18 protein-coding genes and 2 other RNA genes are annotated in these 18,327 nt (G+C 60.4%); 14 read left to right on the top strand and 6 right to left on the bottom strand.

What is annotated here, in order from left to right:
• Positions 1 to 42: 42 nt before the first annotated feature.
• The gene (locus MM194_RS07625) at positions 43 to 702 is read right to left on the bottom strand and encodes a DUF2057 domain-containing protein (RefSeq protein WP_033131178.1); all 660 of its coding nucleotides are present in this window, start codon (positions 700 to 702) and stop codon (positions 43 to 45) included.
• A 156-nt stretch (positions 703 to 858) separates the two neighbouring features.
• Positions 859 to 2,931, bottom strand: coding sequence for an ATP-dependent DNA helicase DinG (gene dinG / locus MM194_RS07620; protein WP_033131179.1), 2,073 nt, complete (start codon positions 2,929 to 2,931; stop codon positions 859 to 861).
• Between the two features lie 385 nt (positions 2,932 to 3,316).
• Here dinG and MM194_RS07615 point away from each other — a divergent pair, with 385 nt between their 5' ends.
• The 3 genes from MM194_RS07615 to MM194_RS07605 all read left to right on the top strand — a co-directional run bounded on the left by MM194_RS07615 (position 3,317) and on the right by MM194_RS07605 (position 6,865).
• Entirely contained in the window at positions 3,317 to 4,351 is a 1,035-nt protein-coding gene (locus MM194_RS07615; protein WP_033131180.1) for a porin, read from the top strand.
• A 210-nt stretch (positions 4,352 to 4,561) separates the two neighbouring features.
• Positions 4,562 to 5,503, top strand: a complete 942-nt coding sequence (locus MM194_RS07610) for a hypothetical protein (protein ID WP_241343222.1) — start codon at positions 4,562 to 4,564, stop codon at positions 5,501 to 5,503.
• 171 nt (positions 5,504 to 5,674) lie between these two features.
• Entirely contained in the window at positions 5,675 to 6,865 is a 1,191-nt protein-coding gene (locus MM194_RS07605) for an amino acid aminotransferase (protein ID WP_241343221.1), read from the top strand.
• Positions 6,866 to 7,033: 168 nt separating this feature from the next.
• Here the strand turns inward: MM194_RS07605 and MM194_RS07600 are convergent, their stop codons facing one another.
• The 3 genes from MM194_RS07600 to MM194_RS07590 form a co-directional block, all read right to left on the bottom strand.
• A complete protein-coding gene (locus MM194_RS07600; RefSeq protein ID WP_033131183.1) occupies positions 7,034 to 8,563 on the bottom strand; it encodes a helicase HerA-like domain-containing protein in 1,530 nt (509 codons plus the stop codon).
• Between the two features lie 149 nt (positions 8,564 to 8,712).
• A complete protein-coding gene (locus MM194_RS07595; RefSeq protein WP_033131184.1) occupies positions 8,713 to 9,210 on the bottom strand; it encodes a DUF2062 domain-containing protein in 498 nt (165 codons plus the stop codon).
• Positions 9,207 to 9,722 carry a DUF2062 domain-containing protein gene (locus MM194_RS07590; RefSeq protein WP_241343220.1) on the bottom strand — a complete coding sequence of 172 codons (516 nt, stop codon included), beginning with the start codon at positions 9,720 to 9,722 and terminating at the stop codon, positions 9,207 to 9,209. Before MM194_RS07590 ends, MM194_RS07595 begins: the two co-directional genes overlap by 4 nt.
• A 115-nt stretch (positions 9,723 to 9,837) precedes the next feature.
• Here MM194_RS07590 and MM194_RS07585 point away from each other — a divergent pair, with 115 nt between their 5' ends.
• Entirely contained in the window at positions 9,838 to 11,199 is a 1,362-nt protein-coding gene (locus tag MM194_RS07585; RefSeq protein WP_241343219.1) for a ComEC/Rec2 family competence protein, read from the top strand.
• Between the two features lie 256 nt (positions 11,200 to 11,455).
• On the opposite strand, the gene MM194_RS07580 is transcribed toward MM194_RS07585, so the two are convergent.
• Positions 11,456 to 12,202: a helix-turn-helix transcriptional regulator gene (locus MM194_RS07580; protein ID WP_241343218.1), complete on the bottom strand. Its 747-nt coding sequence runs from the start codon at positions 12,200 to 12,202 to the stop codon at positions 11,456 to 11,458.
• 419 nt (positions 12,203 to 12,621) lie between these two features.
• Between MM194_RS07580 and MM194_RS07575 the strand changes: the two genes are divergently transcribed.
• The 10 genes from MM194_RS07575 to MM194_RS07530 all read left to right on the top strand — a co-directional run bounded on the left by MM194_RS07575 (position 12,622) and on the right by MM194_RS07530 (position 18,296).
• On the top strand, positions 12,622 to 14,832 hold the full coding sequence (locus MM194_RS07575) for a DNA-binding protein (protein ID WP_241343217.1): 2,211 nt from the start codon (positions 12,622 to 12,624) through the stop codon (positions 14,830 to 14,832).
• A 49-nt stretch (positions 14,833 to 14,881) separates the two neighbouring features.
• A complete protein-coding gene (locus tag MM194_RS07570; RefSeq protein WP_241343216.1) occupies positions 14,882 to 15,604 on the top strand; it encodes an ATP-binding protein in 723 nt (240 codons plus the stop codon).
• A gap of 35 nt (positions 15,605 to 15,639) precedes the next feature.
• Positions 15,640 to 16,230, top strand: a complete 591-nt coding sequence (locus MM194_RS07565) for a hypothetical protein (protein ID WP_241343215.1) — start codon at positions 15,640 to 15,642, stop codon at positions 16,228 to 16,230.
• Positions 16,214 to 16,777 carry a transcriptional regulator gene (locus MM194_RS07560; RefSeq protein ID WP_241343214.1) on the top strand — a complete coding sequence of 188 codons (564 nt, stop codon included), beginning with the start codon at positions 16,214 to 16,216 and terminating at the stop codon, positions 16,775 to 16,777. The genes MM194_RS07565 and MM194_RS07560 overlap by 17 nt, the downstream gene beginning before the upstream one ends.
• A 56-nt stretch (positions 16,778 to 16,833) precedes the next feature.
• Positions 16,834 to 17,064, top strand: a complete 231-nt coding sequence (locus MM194_RS07555; protein ID WP_042074593.1) for a hypothetical protein — start codon at positions 16,834 to 16,836, stop codon at positions 17,062 to 17,064.
• Between the two features lie 49 nt (positions 17,065 to 17,113).
• Complete coding sequence (locus MM194_RS07550; RefSeq protein WP_241343213.1) at positions 17,114 to 17,734, top strand: DUF3164 family protein; 621 nt, start codon at positions 17,114 to 17,116, stop codon at positions 17,732 to 17,734.
• Positions 17,735 to 17,747: 13 nt separating this feature from the next.
• Positions 17,748 to 17,945, top strand: coding sequence for a hypothetical protein (locus MM194_RS07545; RefSeq protein ID WP_241343212.1), 198 nt, complete (start codon positions 17,748 to 17,750; stop codon positions 17,943 to 17,945).
• Between the two features lie 2 nt (positions 17,946 to 17,947).
• An RNA gene (locus tag MM194_RS07540) (hammerhead ribozyme type II) lies at positions 17,948 to 18,017 on the top strand.
• Between the two features lie 5 nt (positions 18,018 to 18,022).
• On the top strand, positions 18,023 to 18,235 hold the full coding sequence (locus tag MM194_RS07535; protein WP_241343211.1) for a hypothetical protein: 213 nt from the start codon (positions 18,023 to 18,025) through the stop codon (positions 18,233 to 18,235).
• Positions 18,234 to 18,296, top strand: an RNA gene (locus MM194_RS07530) — hammerhead ribozyme type II. Before MM194_RS07535 ends, MM194_RS07530 begins: the two co-directional genes overlap by 2 nt.
• Positions 18,297 to 18,327: the final 31 nt, after the last annotated feature.

Raw genomic sequence — 18,327 nt, 5'->3', positions numbered from 1 at the left:
AGGGGAGCCTGGCTCCCCTTGTTTGCTGGCATGAAGACGCCATTACTGCTGCTGGATCACCCAGATCTGGAAGGCTTTGCGGGTTTCCGCATCGGCCTTGTTGTACCAGTTTTGCAGCTGGGTCAGGGCTTCCGGATTGCTCTGGGCCTTGCTTGGGGCTGCTGCGACCGGGGCGCTGGTGGCGGCCATCACGGCGGCGCTGGAGACGGCAACGGCGGCAGGCTGATTGAAGGCCTTGCCTATTTTCAGCAGCTCCTGCTGGTAGTCGCGGGTCAGCTGGAAGCCTTCCACTTTCGGCAGCACGAATTGCTCGCTCTCCAGCACCTTGCCGCTGGCCTTGTCTTTGAGGACCACTTTCTGATCCTGGACGAACAGCTTGGCTTCGCTCTCGTTGCGTGGCTTCTTGTAGTCCAGCACCAGGGTCTGGTTGTCGGCGGCGGTGAAGTTGATCACCAGCGGCTCGGCGGTCACCAGCTTGATGTCGTTGCGGTTGGAGTAGTTACCTTCGAAGGCCACCACCAGCTGGTGCTTGCCGGCACTGATGGGGAAGCTGCTGGTCTTGTCGAGCAGCTTGGGATTGATGGACTCACCATCGATCAGCTGAGTGACGTAGGGATTGCTTATTTCCAGTTGGCTAACAGCCAGGGCGCTACCTGCCCACAACAGACCAGCCAGGGCCGGCACCAGAACAGTCAGTTTCATTTCATCTCCTTGAACAGTCAGGCAAGTGCCCACTGAAAAATAGGGGCTCATTTTTACAGGTTTGCCACAGGGCGGCAATAGCCGTTTATGGCGTTCCCGCCGGGGATTTTCGCGTTTTTTCTCTTCACGTTGCTTGCCGCCAGTCGATTGTCCGGCTTATTCGATCCGTCGGGTGAAGGGAGGCAGGGCGTCGAGCAGCCCCTTGCCATAGCGTTTGGTGAGCAGGCGCCGGTCGAGTATGGTGACCCTGCCCCGATCGGCCTCCTTGCGGATGAGACGACCGCAGGCCTGGATGAGCTTGCGGGATGCTTCCGGCACCGTCAGCTGCAGGAAGGGGTTGCCGCCGCGCTGCTCGATCCACTCGGCGGTGGCCTCCTCCACCGGGGAGTTCGGCACCGCGAACGGCAGCTTGGTGATCACCAGGTTGGTGAGGTAGTGGCCGGGCAGGTCCAGCCCCTCGGAGAAGCTGCCGGTGCCAAAGAGGATGCTGGCCTGGCCGCCGTCGCACTTCTGCTTGTGCAGTGTCAGCAGGGCGCTGCGGGATGCTTCCCCCTGTACCAGCAGGGACAGCCCCTTGGCCCGCAGCCCTTGCGCCACCTCGTTCATCTGCCGGTAGGAGGAGAACAGCACCAGGCTTGCCTCCTTGCCCGCCAGCAGACGGGGCAGGGTATCGACCAGTTCCTGGGTAAAGGCGGGGGCGCTCGGCTCGTGGGTCATCTTGGGCAGATAGAGCTCCGCCTTGTGGTACTCGAAGGGGGAGCGCAGCCGCAGATAGCGGGTACCGTCGTGTTCTTTCAGCCCCACCTGATGGCGGAAATAGCTGAAGGAGGAGAGGGCGGTGAGGGTGGCCGACACCAGCACGGCACCGAGGCATCTCGACCAGAGCCACTCCTCCAGCAGATAGCCCACTTCGATGGGGGAGGCGTGCAGCCAGATGTCCCCATCCTCCCCCTTGACCATCCAGCGCGCCATCGGCGTCTTGCCGGTCGGCACGTGGCGGCTCAGCATCTCCCACAGGGCACAGAAGCTCTCCAGCCGCTGCAGGTGAAAACCGCTCTCCGCCAGCAGGGGTTCGGCCTCCTTGCGACGGATTTCGCCGTCTTTGAGGGCCTCGCCGATGGCGCCCTGCATCCTGTCCAGTGCGCGCAGCGCCTTCTTGCTCGCCTCTTTCAGATTTTCCGCCAGCATGGGCAGCGGGTCGGGCAGCACGCCGTCGGCAAATCTGTGGTGCTGCTCGCGGCCAAACAGCTGCTCATTGCCAGCGAGCCACTGCTCCAGCGCCTTGAGGTCCGGTTGCAGAGAGGCCAGGGCATCCTGCAGTTTGAGCTGGGGATCGAGCAGGCTCTCCTTGTTGAGGGCCCGGGCCAGCTTGCCGGCACTCTGCACCAGCTTCTCCAGCCAGCGACGGGAACCCTTCACACTGGCCGAGGCCGCGCCGTGATCCCGCGCTATGGTGGGCAGGTGATGGGCTTCATCCAGCACGTAAATGCACTCGTCCGGGGGCGGCAGTATGATGCCACCCCCCATGGTGAGATCCGACAGCAGCAGGGCGTGGTTGACCACCAGCACATCGGCGGCGTCCATGTCGTTGCGGGCGCGGTGGAAGGGGCAGTGCTGGTGGTGGCTCAGCGCCTTGTTGCAGCTGTGGCGATCGGCGGCAATCCGCTCCCAGCACAGGTCCGGGATGGGCTTGGGCCAGTTGTCCCGATCCCCGTCCCACTTCCCGTCCGTGTAGGCCTGCCACAGCGCCTGATAGCGCTCCTTGTCGGCATCCGAGGGCTTGTGCTTGCTCAAAGAGCCGAAATCCAGCTCGAAGTTGGCCATCTCAACGCCGCTCGCGGCCTGCTCCAGCAGATGCTCGCAACAGTAGCGCTGGCGCCCCTTGACCAGCATAAAACGAAACGGCAGCTCGCTGTGGCGGTGGTAGAACGGCAGGTCCTTGTGGATCAACTGCTCCTGCAGGGCGACGGTGGCGGTGGAGATCACCAGTTTTTTCTGGGTGAGGCGCGCCACCGGGATGGCGCCCTGGGCATAGGAGAGGGATTTACCGATGCCGGTGCCCGCCTCGGCCACCAGAATGCGGCGGGCCCGGTCGTATTCACCGGTCAGGGTCTTGGCGATTTCGGCCACCAGAAAATTCTGCTCCTTGCGCGGCACAAAACCGGGTAAGCCATCGGCAATCTGGCGATAGGTATTGCGAATGGTGGTTTTGAGGCGAGTAGATAGCATGAATGAGGTGTGACCCTATCGGAGGTGAATGAACACAGGATACCCGCAACCGACGGGTGGGGTCGAGGCAAGCGGAGGCAGGCTCCGATGCCCGGACATTGCACTTATAGTATGCGGACTCATTGCGGTGCAATAAACCACCATAAAGTAGCGATTAAAGCAGAGACTATCGCTGTAAACGTTTTCCCTGAGGGGGCAAATATTGTGAGAGTCAGCTCACAAAATTTTCGCTATGACTATGCTTTTCGCAAAAAGTTCAAAGTTTTTTCATTGCGGATTGGAAAACCCGATGATAGTCTCGGCGCCATAGTGATGCAAAGAACATCGCTAACACAGGGAATAACAAGGACTTAGTGTTTAATTACAGTAGGCATTGGAAACAACTATGAAAAAGACAATTCTGGCAATCGCAATCCCGGCTCTGTTCGCTTCTGCTGCTAACGCTGCGGTCGTTTATGACAAAGACGGCACCTCTTTTGATATCTACGGCCGTGTTCAGGCTAACTACTACACCGACCACAACGATGCTGATGCAGAGCTGATCGGTACCTCCCGTCTGGGTTGGTCCGGTAAAGTTGCCCTGAACAACACCTGGTCTGGTATCGCCAAGACCGAGTGGCAAGTTGCCTCCGAGAACTCCAACAACAACGATTCTGACAGCGACACCTTCAAGGCTCGTCACATCTATGTTGGTTTCGACGGTACCCAGTACGGCAAGATCATCTTCGGCCAGACCGACACCGCGTTCTACGACGTGCTGGAGCCGACCGATATCTTCAACGAATGGGGTGACGCCGGTAACTACTACGACGGTCGTCAAGAAGGCCAGATCATCTACTCCAACAGCTACCAGGGCTTCAAGGGCAAGCTGTCCTATCAGACCAACGACGACACCGCTGTCATCGTTTCTGACGTCGGTGGCGACAGCGTCAGCACCGTGTTCCCCAACCTGAAGCGTAACTACGGCTATGCAGTTGCTGCCGGTTATGACTTCGACTTCGGTCTGGGCCTGAACGCCGGTTATGCTTACTCCGACTTGGAGAACAAGCTGAACGGTGATTCCGGTGATAAGAACGAGTGGGCTCTGGGCGCACACTACGCCATCAACGGCTTCTACTTCGCCGGTGTGTACACCGAAGGCGAGATCAGCAATGACGCCAACGGTAACGGCGGCAAGGGCCACGGTTACGAGCTGGCTGCCTCCTACAACGTAGACGCCTGGACCTTCCTGGCTGGCTACAACTTCAAGGAAGGCAAGGACAAGCTGGCCGGTTCTTCCTACGAAGACCAAGTTGACGAAACTCTGCTGGGTGTTCAGTACAACTTCACTTCCAAGCTGAAGGCGTACACCGAGTACAAAATCCAGGGTATCGACGACCTGGACGACGAGTTCACTGTTGCTCTGCAATACAACTTCTAATCCAGTCCTGGCACTGAGTTAGTGGATAAACGGCCAAGCTTGCTTGGCCGTTTTGTTTTATCTGTTGTCCGCGGTCCTGTGGCCTCGTTTATCCCGCTATTCCCCCTGCGCCAGTTCACGTTGTCTCTTTTTTATCCTTGGCTCGCTTCCCAAAAATCGCTAGATTATTCAATTCGTTGAAAGATGGTCGACCCACAGGGAAGGATGCGTTTGATCGATTTCAGTCACCCCGAATGGCAGGCTCTGGCCCGGCAACTGCTGACCGAGGCCCCGCTGGCTCTTCGTGGCCGCCAGTGGCAGCCGCTGATCGGCATGCTCAGGGACAACCAGCTGCTGATCACCCTTGGTAATCATCGCTATGAACTGACCCCGGCCGGCCGTCGCTACCTCACCCGCGAGCTGATGCTGGCGGAGATGAGCTGCACGCCCCCTGAGCCGGAGGAGTGGTTGCAGGCTCAGGGTTGGCAGCTGGGAGAGCGGGTCAACGAGCGGGTGTTGGCGGCGCTCTATCGCAAAGGCGAGGGGGCGTTCAGCCCCGTTGAGCAGATCAACTTTGAAGACAAGGGCATCAGGTTGTGCGGCGATCAGTCGCTCAGGCTGCGTGCAGCTCGCCCTTTCAGCCTGTTCTTCAGCGGCGGCACCCTGCTCGATGCGACGCCCTGGCTGCAGACCCTGGGGGAGGTGGCGTTGCCTGCGCGCACCCTGGCGGGGCTTGGCAAGATCCTGTGGGGAGAGGGGGGCATCCAGCGGGTGATCAGCACAGATTCCGTCGGTACCTTCACCGAGCTGGCACTGCCTGAAGATGCCCTGCTGGTCTGGGCCCCGGCGCTGGAGCCCGGTGCCCTGCAATCCCTGGTCGCCGCGCTGCCGCCCCACACCCTCTGGAGCCATCTCACCACCCTGGATCCTGCCGGCGTGGACAGGGTACTAGTGCTGGCCCAGCGGCTGGGCCGTCCGGCCAGCTGGTGGCTGCCCCGGGCGCTTGCTTCCATCAAGGCGGCCTATGCCACTCCCTTGCTCGGCTCTCGCCCCTGGGAGCCTAGCCGGATCCCGCGGCCATTGTTGGCACTTTGCAGCGATCTGGTTGAATCAAACCGTGGTTTGTCGGCCGAGGCGTGCGCCCTGGCACCCGACTGGCACGCCGTTGGCTGACATGGCCACAGACCCTCTCGAAAAAGCGGTTTTCCCCTATTGAAGGCGATGGTATAAAGAGTTGACGGAGCGCTTGCCAATCTGGCGTTTTTGTCCGCCGCTTTTCGTTTGCTGCTTTTGTTTCAAAAAAGCGCCTGACACCCACACATTCAATGGAATACAGGGACTACCATGTTTGAAAAGGTTGTTGCCGCCCCAGCGGATCCTATCCTGGGCCTGACCGAAGCTTTCCGTGCCGATACTCGCAGCCACAAGATCAATCTGGGGGTCGGGATCTACAAGGATGAGACCGGCGCCACCCCCATCCTTCATTGCGTCAAGAAGGCCGAGCAGAAGCTGCTCAACGACGAGAAGACCAAGAACTACCTCGGCATCGAGGGCAACATCGAATACGGTCGTATCGTGCAGCAACTCTTGTTCGGGCAAGACTCTGCGCTGGTCGCCAGCGGCCGCGCCAAGACGGCGCAAGCGCCGGGTGGCACTGGTGCCCTGCGCATCGCTGCCGAGTTCGTGGTGCGCAATGGCCTGGCCAAGACCATCTGGATCTCCGATCCCACCTGGGCCAACCACGTCAGCGTGTTCCAGTCCGCCGGCCTCACCGTGAAGTGGTACAAGTATTACGATGCCGCCACCAAGGGGCTGGACTTTGCCGCCATGCAGGCGTCCCTCTCCGAGGTGCAACCCGGGGAACTGGTGCTGCTGCACGGCTGCTGCCACAACCCGACCGGTATCGATCCCACCACCGAGCAGTGGTGCGCTCTGGCCAAACAGAGTGCGGCCGCCGGCTGGTTGCCACTGTTTGACTTCGCCTATCAGGGCTTTGCCCGGGGCATCGAGGAAGACGCCGAGGGTCTGCGCATCTTCGCCGCCTGCCACGACGAGCTGCTGGTGGCGAGCTCCTTCTCCAAGAACTTCGGCCTCTACAATGAGCGGGTCGGTGCCTTCACCCTGGTCAGCGCGAGCAAGGCCGTGGCCGACATCGCCTTCACCCAGGTGAAGACTGTCATTCGCGCCAACTACTCCAACCCGCCGTCACACGGCGCCGCCGTGGTAACCGCCATCGTCAGCGATCCGGCCCTCTATGCCGAGTGGGTGGAAGAAGTGACCGCCATGCGGGTACGGATCCGCGAGATGCGCGAGCTGCTGGTGGAGAAGCTGGCGGCCCTCGGGGTGAACCAGGACTTCGGCTTCATCCGCGAGCAGAACGGTATGTTCTCCTTCTCCGGTCTCTCCAAGGATCAGGTGGAACGCCTCAAGAGCGAGTTCGCCATCTACATCGTCGGCTCCGGCCGGATCAGCGTGGCCGGGATCACCCGCGCCAACATAGATCCGCTGTGTGACGCCATCGCCAAGGTGCTGTAAGCACCGTAGGAAGGGCATCCCCGTTCGATATGGCTCCCCTCGGCGAGGTCACCGCAAGGTGCCGTGAGATCGGCTTGAGGTGATCCCCACTTGGATGATCACAGACTCGACAGCGTAAAAAGCCCGCCAGATTTGGCGGGCTTTTTTATGTTCGTCTGTCTGCGCGGCTCAGCGCCGACTCTTGCCTCCCAGCAGGGAGCCAAGCACCCCGCGGATCAGCTGGCGCCCCACCTCGTTGCCCAGGGTGCGGGCCACGCTCTTGGCGGCGGTCTGCACCACGCCGTCATGCTGGCCACCACGGGGACCGGTGCGGCCAAACAGCATGTCGTTGAGGGCATCGAGCAGTCCCCCCTCGGCGGGGGCGTCGGCCTGGGCGGGGGCCATGGTCGGCTTCTCCTGCGCCACGCCCTGGTCTTTGGTTTCTGCCTGACCGTTGAGGCGCTCGAAGGCGGAGTCGCGATCCTCCCTGACCTCATAGCTGCCGTAGAGCAGGGAGCCCCGGATCAGGGCCTGACGCTCAATGTCATTCAGCGGCCCGATCCGGCTGGCTGGCGGCGCGATAAAGGCGCGCTCCACCACGCTGGGGCGACCCTTCTCATCAAGCAGGGAGACGAGGGCCTCGCCTACTCCGAGTTCGGTGATGACGCCGGCCGCGTCGAATGCCGGGTTGGCCCTCAGGGTGTTGGCGGCGATCCGCACCGCCTTCTGATCGCTCGGGGTGAAGGCGCGCAGGGCATGCTGCACCCGGTTGCCGAGCTGCCCCAGCACGCTGTCCGGGATATCGGCCGGGCTCTGGGTCACGAAGTAGATGCCGACCCCCTTGGAGCGGATGAGGCGCACCACCAGCTCGATCTTCTCCAGCAGCGCCTTGGGGGCGTCGTTGAACAGCAGGTGGGCCTCGTCGAAGAAGAACACCAGTACGGGCTTCTCCGGATCGCCCACCTCGGGCAACTGCTCGAACAACTCGGACAACAGCCAGAGCAGGAAGCAGGCATAGAGCCGGCTGGATTGGGTCAGCCTGGCCGCCGCCAGCACATTGACATGGCCGTGGCCGACCTGATCGGTCTGCAGCAGGTCCTGGATATCCAGCATGGGCTCGCCGAAGAAGTGATCGCCCCCCGCGCTCTCCAGGGTGAGCAGATTGCGCAGTATGGCGCCGACGGAGGCGGTGGACACGTTGCCGTAGCGGGTGGTGAGGAACTTGGCGTTCTCTCCCACGAATTGCACCATGGCGCGCAAGTCTTTCAGATCGAGCAGCAGCAGACCCTCGTCGTCCGCCACCTTGAACACCAGCTCCAGCACCCCGCTCTGGGTATCGTTCAGGCCGAGCAGCCGGGCCAGCAGCAGGGGGCCCATGTCGGAGACGGTGGCCCGCACCGGGTGGCCCTGTTCGGCAAACAGATCCCAGCACAGGGTGGGGCAGGGGGCAAAGGCGGGCGCCGCAATGCCGAGCTGGGCGAGGCGGGCATCCAGCTTGGAGGAAGGGGTGCCTGCGGCCCCCAGACCCGCGAGATCCCCTTTCACATCGGCCAGAAAGACCGGTACCCCCAGGCGGGAGAAGCCCTCCGCCATCACCTGCAGCGTGACTGTCTTGCCCGTGCCCGTGGCGCCCGTGATGAGACCGTGGCGATTGGCGAGGGCGGGTAGCAGGGAGATGGGACGGCCATTGGCATAGGCGAGGATCAGCGGTTCGGCCATGGTGGGCTCCTTGTCTCGAATGGATGATGCTGATGGTGCTAAGGGCACAGAGGGCTACAAGGAGTGTGGTGGTTGAGTCAAACGATGGCAAGCCGGGCACGCAGCCAGCGCAGGCTCAGAGCTTACCATCCCCGTGATGAGTCAATGACTTAGGGAGTGTGGGAGCGACGCTTGACCAGCCTGGCCAGTTGCAACAGCAGCAGGGTGAGCAGGGCGCCGGTGGCGGCGGTCAGCATCGCCAGCAGCAGGCTGCCGAGCAGGAAGGGAGGGACCAGGGTGGCCGCTTCGTGCTCCAGCCAATGCAGAGACCAGGTGAGGTGGAAGGGCTCCGGGGTCTGGTGCAGCACCAGGCAGCCGGTGCGATAGGCCCACAGATACATGAAGGGCAGGGTCAGCGGGTTGTTGAACCAGACCGCCAGCAGGGCCAGCGGCAGGTTGAACCCGAAGGCGAGTGCCAGCACGACCGCGACGAGGGAGTGCATGGGCATCGGAACCCAGCTGGCGAACAGCCCGGCCGCGACGGCGCCGCAGAGCGCCCGGCGGCCGCCCTGCCACAGCGCCGGGGCAAACAGCCGCTCGCCGAACAGGGCGAACCATTTTTGCTTGCGCAGGGAGTCAGGATCCAGCTTGAAGCGGGAGAGGTTCATGCCAGGGCTCTCCAGCGCTGACGCCACCGGCGCACCACGCTCAGCCGCCACAGCAGACGGGTCGCGAGGTAGCCGCACAGCGCACTGACGCACGCCAGCACAAGAGCGCCAAGCAGCAGCGGCGGCGCCACCGTCTCGAAGACGGAGCTCAGCCAGTGCCAGCTGAATTCGATGTCGATATCCTGGGAGGGGCTCCCCAGCAGCAGGCAACCGAGCTTGTAGGCGCCATAGAACATGGGGGGCATGGTGACGGGATTGGCGACCCAGCACAGCGCCACCGCCAGCGGCAGATTGGCCCGGCAGGCGATGGCGCCACCTGTGGCCAGCAACATCTGAAAAGGCACCGGGATCCAGGCCATGAACAGGCCGACCCCGACCGCCGCCGAGGCACTGCGGCGGTTGAGATGCCAGAGATTGTTATCCAGCAGCAGGCTGCCGAACATCTTCAGGTGTTTGTGAGTCTTGAGCGCCTCTTGATCGGGTAGCCAGCGCTGGATGAGATGTTTGGGCATGATTGAAACCTTGCTAAATACTTGCTCCATGGATCTGCGTCTGTTGTCGTTTGCCCTGGGGGCAAGCTCCTCGCTACTCTGGCCATGGTTACCTTCAGTCGCATGGGGGGGCGTCTTGCTGTCCCTCGCCATCCCCCTCGCATATTACCGCCATTGGCGGCTCTTGTTTCTGGTGTTCGGCATGCTCTGGATGCAGGCCAGCTTGCCGTATCGGCTTGGCTGGCTGGAGCGGCTGGCGGAGCAGACGAACCACATCATAACCGCACGGGTACAAAGTACGGAGCCATCAGGTGATAAACCGGGTGATAAATTTGTCCGCCTGCTGTTGCGAGTCTCGACCCTGGACGACAGGCCCCTCAGCCCGGAACCCCTCGTTCGCCTCAACGCCTATCAGGCGCTGCCGCCGATCCCCGCCGGCAGTCGCATCACCCTGGTGAGCAGCCTCAAGCCCGCCCACGGCCTCGCCAACGAGGCCGGAATGGACGGGCGACGGCTGCTGCTTGGCAAGGGCATCACCGCCACCGGCAACCTGCGCCGGATCGTCGAGACAGAGGCGGCGGCCCCGGGCTGGCGCGATCGCTGGCTGGCGCAGGCGAATGCCGGTTGGCAGGGGCTGACCCATGCCCCCTTGCTTGCGGCACTCAGCTTCGGCGAGCAGAGCGGCATCACGGATGCGCAGTGGGAGTTGTTTCGCGGCAGCGGCCTGACCCACATCATCGCCATCTCCGGCCAGCACATCGCCCTGGTGGCGGTGCTCGGCTGGTGGCTCGGGCGGCTGTTCGGGTTGCGTGGCGCCATCCTGGTCTCCTTGCTGTTCGCCGCGACCTACAGCGCCCTGGCAGGCTTTGCGGTGGCGACCGAGCGGGCGCTCATCATGGTCGCGGTCTGGAGCCTGCTGCGCTGGTTGAAACGAGACTGGCCCAGCCATCGGATCTGGCTGTGGGCCTTCGTGGTGCTTTGCCTCTGGGATCCCTTTGCCCTCTATTCGGCCGGTTTCTGGCTCTCTTTCATGGCGGTGGCGCTGTTGCTGCTGGCGGGCTATCTGGAGGCCAAGCCCGGTCTGGTGCGGCTGCAGATCCTGCTGCTACTGGGGCTGCTCCCGCTGCAACTGCTGCTGTTCGAGGGCATGGCGCCGCTGGCCCTGTTGCTCAATCTGCTGGCGCTGCCGCTGTTTTGTCTCGGGATCATCCCCCTCGCCCTCATCGGCGTGCTGCTGGCGCCGCTCTCCACCCCGCTCGCCCACGGCCTGTTCTGGTTGGCGGATCTCGGGTTGGAGTGGGTGCTGTGGGGACTGAGCCTGCTGGCGGCGCATCTGCAGCTCTGGTGGCCGGTGCCCGGCTGGCTGATGCCCGCCAGCGCCCTGCTCATCCTGCTGTGGGCCGGCTGGCAACTGCCGGTGGCGCGCAGCCTGCTGATCCCGGTGGTTGCCGCGCTGGGGCTGGCCTGCTGGCCGGCACCTGTTGTAACCGACCACTGAGAATGAAAAAACCGGGAGCAGCCGAAAGTAAGTGGGATCTTGTGGGACAAACTCAAGGTTGACAAGGCTCAGAGGTGGATCGGGGGGTACCAGGGGCGCGCGGCGTCAAAATGAAAGATTGCGCCGGGCCCACTGAGGTAATGCACCAAAAATGAAAGAACCAAGCTAACTACCTAGTTTTAATATGGGTGTGTTTAATCACATCTTAGGTAGTCCAGAAATTCCAAACACCCAGACTTGTTAGGATGTTTTCAGCTTAAAAAAAATCATGTCCCAGCCAGACCACCTTGCCGATGATGCTAAGCGAATCCAACTCATTGGGTAGTACGGCAAGCGTCTCATACCCTGCTCTGTTATCGCTGATTATGTTGACCCCGCCATCGACCCGCTTCTGTAAACGCTTGGCATAGAGCTCATCGCCCAGGCGCAGGACGAACAGGCCGCCGTCTTTTATCTGATTCTTACTGGTATCGATAAGAATAGAGTCACCGGTGTGAATGGTTGGCTCCATGCTGTCGCCCTGAGCGAAAACCACCGCGAGGTTCTCAGGCTGGAGCTGGCGGAATTTGAGCCACTTGCGGCGAAAGGCTAGCTTGCGTTTAACCTCGTGCTGGTCATTAAACGCACCATGGCCGGCACTGACGGCTATGTGAAAGCCATCGATCAGCGCGTACTCCTCATCAAATGCATCACGTTGCACCATCAGCTCGGCATTCCCATCGGGATGCCTGGGTCCCTGGCCGGTAGTCAGCCACTCCAGATTGACATTGAAAACCCGAGCAATCCTCAGCGCTTTGTCGATGGTGGGCAGTGAATTGAAAGGGGGGAAGTATTTACGCATCCCCGACTCACTCATTCCGACCATTTCGGCGAACACCTTGTAACTGAGATTCCCTCGCAGCTCATCCAGCCTATTGCTGAGTGCATCTATTCCATCAGTCAAAAAAGAATCCCCAGCATCTTTTTGGGTTGTAAGGATTTTTTCTTCGTAAGACTTTGACATATAAGAAATTCTCGGTAGATGCCCATTCCTAGAAGTTGTGTCTGAAAAAATTCCAGCACAAAAAGACTTGCCAGTCATATGGAGTTGATCAATCATTCATATGTGACGCATGACGACACAAAATCATTCATTTAAGAATGATAAGTTTCGTATAGCGACACTTAGAAGATATCTAAATGATATCTAAATGAGGTGAGTATGTCAGGAAAAAACCCGCAGTGGATTAGGGCTGAGCTCATCAAACGCGGCTTCTCGCAAGCCTCGTGGGCCCGATCTAAGGGGCTACACCCAAGGGCGGTCCAGCGGTGCATAAGTCGCTATGCCCCGTCCAAAAGTGTTAGTCCAAAGAGAAAAGAAAGCAGGAGCATCATGATCCTGCTGTCAAAAACACTTGGCGTTGATTTGTTGGGAGGTGAGCTATGAGCTCCTGGTGGACAGCACAGGCGCTTGCTGGCCTCAATGGAATGCCTGCCTACCCGGCTAGTGTGCGTAAAAAAGCTGAACGCGAAGAGTGGCAAAGTCGCGACCGCGAGCAGGGCAAAGGTCTTGAATACCATATCAGCTCATTGCCTGCAGAAACCCGCCGCTATCTGGCGGAGCAAGCGGTGGCCGAACAGGGTCAATTAGTGACTGCTCATGTGGCCGGTGCCCAGGCAATGACCAAGCTGCTGGACCGCGAGGTGCCGGTCAAGCCGGATGCGGGCCGCAAGCTGCTAGCTCTGAGTGCAACCGCTCGCAAGAAGGTGGATGCCAGACTGCTTATCTTGCAGGCTGCCGATCACTTTTTGGCTCCTTATCAAGCCTGCCAACAGGGGGAAGTGGGGCGCCGCGCCTTTATCGATGCGTACCGCGCCCGAGCCCTGCGGCTACCCGCCAGCATTTATGAGCGGCAGCGGCCATTTAGCCTGATCACCCTGCGCCGCTGGCAAGCCAACCTGGATCGGGGGGGGCCCGCAGCCCTGGCTGGTAATTACGACCGAGAGCGCCCGTTCAGCTTGGACAAGAGCCCCGAGCTGGCCCAGTTCCTCACCGCCCTGGTGGTGGAAAAACCGCATCTTGCTAACAAATGGGCGGCGTTGCATGAGCTCGCTACCCATTACAACCAGATGAACGCCTGCGGCTGGCTCATCCCCAGTGCCAGCAGCCTGCGGCGCTGGCTGGTCAAGTGGCTGGCGGCTAACAAGGTGGCCTTTACCTATGCCACTAACCCGGATGCCTACAACAACCAGTACCGCACCGCCGTCGAGGAGATGTACCCCTGGATGAGCCGCCCGAACGACGTATGGGAGTTCGACTCAACCCCGGTGGACGCCATGCTGATCGAAGGCCGTCACAGCATTATCGCGGTGATCGACGTCTACACCCGCCGGGTAAGGTTGCTGGTTGCCAAGTCCTCTAGCAGCGAGGGGATCTGCCTGCTGCTGCGCAAGACGCTACTCAGCTGGGGCACCCTCAATGAGAACGGGGTGATGCGTACCGACAACGGCTCGGACTATGTGAGCCAGCGGGTTATGTCGATCTGCTCACTGCTCGGCCTCAATGTCAGCCGCTCCAACGCTTACTCCGGCTGGGAGAAACCTCATATCGAGCGATTCTTTCGCACCCTAAGCCACGGGATGGTTGAACTACTGCCCTCCTATATCGGTCATTGCGTGGAAGATCGCAGCGTGATCGAGGCGCGCAAATCGTTCGCCCAACGGTTGGAGGAGAAACGCAAGCCAGATGCCGACAAGGAGATCTTTGCACTTGCGATGACGGCCGCCCAGTTACAGACCCTGCTCGATAGCTGGCTGGAGGCCTATTACCACAACCGTAAGCACGGCGGCCTCGGGATGAGCCCCAACGAAATGTACTTGCAGTCGCGTTACCAGCGGCAGGCTGTAGCCGATGAGTCGGCGCTGGATCTGCTGCTCAACCATATCGGCGAAGCCACGGTCGGCAAGGGCTTTATCAAGGCCGGCGGCATTCGTTACACAGCGCCGGAGCTAGCTGAACATAGCTGGAAGGCGCAGAGGGTCTCGGTGTTTCTCGACCCTTGCGATGTGGGTCGCGCTTACCTGTATCGCACCGGTGACTGGGGTGAGCGGATCGAGGCCATCAATGCCGATCTGCTTGGCAACGGGGTGAGCCCAGAGGCCTGGCGTGCCGCCAAGAAGGCCGATGCCAAGGCGCTGGCAGGGTTCCGGCGCGAGATGCGAAGTCTCGCCAAGAGCTTTGGCATAGATGAGTTGCACCAGGATGTGGTCAACCACTTCGTCGAGCAGGCCAAAGAGACTCTGCAGTTTCAACAAGCTGATCGTCCGCTCGATAACGCAGCCCTGGCAGCCCTGGCCGGCGTGGTAGGTCAGCAGGCCGAGACAGGCTATAGCGCCGCTGAGCTCGTCGCCATTGAGCAGCAGCGCGAAGCCCGCGCCGCCCGGCAGGAAGCCGAGGCCAAGGCCGCTTACCCGCAAATCAAAACCGAATACCAGATCGCGCTGGATCTGGCCGAGCGGCAGTTGCAGGCCCCCCTCGATGAGCGTGATGCGCAGTGGCTCAAGCGCTACCTGCACAGCCATCAGTTAATGGCTAAACGGCTCGAAAAAGATCTGCTCATCCAGCAGCAAAAGCGAGTCCGTACAGCAGAGTGACGATATGACGTAACGATATAAAACCCATGTTTAAACAAGGAGCAACACGATGAAAAACAAAGTAGTTGAAGTGAAAAACATGATCAAGACCGAGCAGTTGCTCGACAACCTGCTGAACCGCAGTTCTATCGTGCCAGGGATTGGTCTTATCCATGGAGAAAGCGGCTTTGGCAAGACCACCGCGACAACCTGGTTGTTTAACCAGGACTCGGTCAACGGCATCTTTGTGCGTTGCTACAAGTCAGACACCTTGACCAGCCTACTCGAAAGCATTGCAAGGCAACTCGCGGTACCGGTGCGCCACAACCTGCGGGGCACAGTGGACGGCATTGTCGAGGCTATCCGTAAGGAGGAGCTAACCCTGTTTATCGATGAGGCGGACCATGTGGTCAGTAATGCCCGGATCATGGAGACCCTGCGCGATATCTACGACGCCACCGAACAGCCGCTGATCCTGGTGGGGATGGAGGAGATTGCCCGCCGGATCAGCCAGCGCAAGCAGATGTTTAACCGTATTTCCCAGTGGGTCGAATTCAAGGCGGCCGATCTGGAGGACGTCAGCTTGTTCGCTCGGGAGCTGATGGAGGTGGAGGTGGAGATCGATGAGGCCTTGCTGGATCTCATCCGTAAACGCTCCAACGGGGTGGTGCGCAGCATCACCTCGGCGCTCGACAAGGTCGAGAAAATTGTTCTTGCCACTGGGGTGGACCGTATTGGCCTAGAAGATATCGACGCTAGTCAATTGACCCATGACGTTCGACGCGTGCGCTAACCGGCCCCCAGCAGAACAAGAACAAGGAGTTTACATTGAGCACGGAAACCAAAACTAGGGTGGCGTGGCACTGGTGTTGTCAGCAGCCGCATTTCACCAGCCAGCAGTTGCAAGATGCGGCTGCGATGAAAAAAGGTCATAGCAATAGAGTGATCACTAGATGGGTCAATGCAGGTGTTATCGAACGTCTCGCTGACACATACCGTCCAGCCAGCTATCGCGTGGTCAATCCACAACAGCCTCCTGTATTTGGGTCTGGTTCCAATCAAAAGGGGCGCAGTTATCGTCGCTTTCGCACTTGGCGCAAGACCCAGCAGCAGAAGATGTGGAACACCATGTTGATCAACCGCACCTTCGGCCAGGACGATCTGGTTATGACTTGCGGTGTCGATTCAAGGAACGCTCATGGCTTTATTGAAAAGCTAATTAGCACTGGTTACGTCAAGGTTCTCCATCGCAAGGAAAAAGACTTCCCCGTCAGTGAGCGCAAACCATCGCGTTTTCAACTGGTGCGCGATACCGGGCGTCATGCCCCTATCTGCCGCGAAAACGGCTGCTGGGATCAGAACGAGCAGCGGTTCTATCCGTTCCTGACCGAGGAGAATGAACATGGATACGTGGCTTGAGGTGCTGCGCCAAGCGGTGGCGTCGAGCAGCCTGGCGGTGATGGCCGAGAGGTTGGGGATAAGCCGCACCACCATCAGCCAAGTGTGCAACGAGAAGTATCCCGGCGACTTGGTGCGGATCCAAGGACTGGTCGAGTCTGTGTTGATGGGACACACGGTGGAGTGCCCGATCCTGGGGCGTATTCCCCAGCACCAGTGCCAGGCCCATCAGCGGCGCAAGGCTGGAGATGTTGGCAGTACTCCCAACGAGATCCGGCTTTACAAGGCATGTCGAAGCGGTTGCCCCCATAGCCAGCTTGGCGAGGAAGAGCTGCTGCGCCGCCCGATGCGGCTACCGGTCAAAACCATCGACTCGGAACCTGTGGCTGTCGCCCAGTATGACGCTGATGCAGTGCTCGGCCGGTTACGCCGCCAGGCCAGGACCGATGGTGGCGACAACCTCAGCCGCCAGAACCTAGCTCTGTTAGCGCTGCTGGAAGAGGAGATCAAGATCCTGGGTATCAGATTCAACCGGCTGCTCGTAAAAGCCGGTAAGAACAACCAATAAACCCGCGGGCTCGGTGTGTGCGGTGGGCCCAGTGACGAGATCATAAGGAGAACGGGATGAACAGAAATCTGCAGAACACGGCCGACCAGCTGCGCCTCTGGCTGACGGCAAACGGGTGCAAGGTACGCACCGGTCAGGTGCGCGATACCCCGCTGCTGATGGTAACGGGCCCCTTGCCCCCGGAGATGACCCGGCGGGCAGTGTGGGGGCGGGAATACTTGGCCGGGGTGGTCAGCGAGGTGGCCATGGTGCGCTTTGGCGGCTGTGTATTGCACTGGCGCCAATGAGGGGCAAGTAGCTCACCGGATAACAACGAGATCCATCAAGGAGTATTTCATGCAAGAAGCACAGACCAGCAACACCACCCCGATGCGGCAGAACGCCCAGGGGCACTGGGTACCGGAAGACCTGATCGCCCCGGCGGACAAGCTGCGTGACGAGGTGGTGATGGCCATCATCGCTGCTGCCCGTGAAGAACGTTCCCGCCTGGTCACGTTCAAGATCGGTGCCATGCAGCAGATCGCCGACTTTGTAGATCTGTCGGCAGAGCAGTATGGCGTGGCCTGGGGCGGCACCAAGGGCAACGTCACCCTGCTCAGTTTCGACGGTCGTTACAAGTTGATCCGGGCGGTGGGCGAGCACCGCAAATTTGATGAACGGATCCAGGCGGCCAAGACGCTAATCGACCAGTGTATCGCTCGCTGGAGTGATGGTGCCAGTCCTAAGCTGCGGGCCTTGGTGGACCACGCCTTTAGGGTTTCTAAGGCCGGTCACATCGACGTTAACCAGGTGCTCTCCCTGCGTCAGCTCAACATCGAGGACGCCGACTGGGAGCAGGCCATGCAAGCGATCGCCGACGCCATTCAGGTGACCGGCACCAGTCAATATCTGCGGTTGTATGAACGGGACGGCCAGGGCCGTTACGTTCAGATGAGCCTGGATCTGGCCAAGTTGTAAGGGGGCATGCGCGATGGAAATCAACGTAGAACAGGCCGAAGAGCAACTGCAGCTGTGCGAGCAGATCAGCGAGACCGAGGGCACCTGCTATCCCGATGACACCTATGAGGATGGCATCAAGGCTGCGCTGCTGTGGGCGCTAGGACTGGGCCCTATGCCGCTCAATGCAGAGGAGTATCAGGGGTTGATGCCGCTGCAGTTTGAGCAGTAACGATGCGAAACAGGGTGGCAGCGCCGCCCTGTCTTCCCGACGTGGTGGTCGGGTACTGATGAGCAGCCGGAGGAAGAATGGAAAATGTGAAAGCCCTTTTGAACACCAGCGTGGCCGATGCCAAGAGCTCCCTGGAATGTCAGCTGATGAGCAATCCACAGCGGTCTCTGGATGATGCGCAACTGGCTATCGACTTCATCAACCAGTACGGCCAGGCCGCCAGCCAAAAATCCCGGCTGACCATGTTATCCGCCATTGTCAACAAGGCGCGCAAGCGCCTGGCCAAGTAAGCGAAACGGGGCTTGCCCCGTCTACCCGGCGTGGTGGCTGGGTACTGATGAGCAGCCGACCTGGGCCCAGGTCTTCACCGCCTCGATAAAGG

The sequence above is a fragment of the Aeromonas sp. MR16 genome, from assembly GCF_022549315.1.
Taxonomy (GTDB): domain Bacteria; phylum Pseudomonadota; class Gammaproteobacteria; order Enterobacterales; family Aeromonadaceae; genus Aeromonas; species Aeromonas aquatica.
The sequence above is the reverse complement of the archived record's forward strand: the minus strand, read 5'-3'. Positions and strand labels throughout refer to the sequence as shown.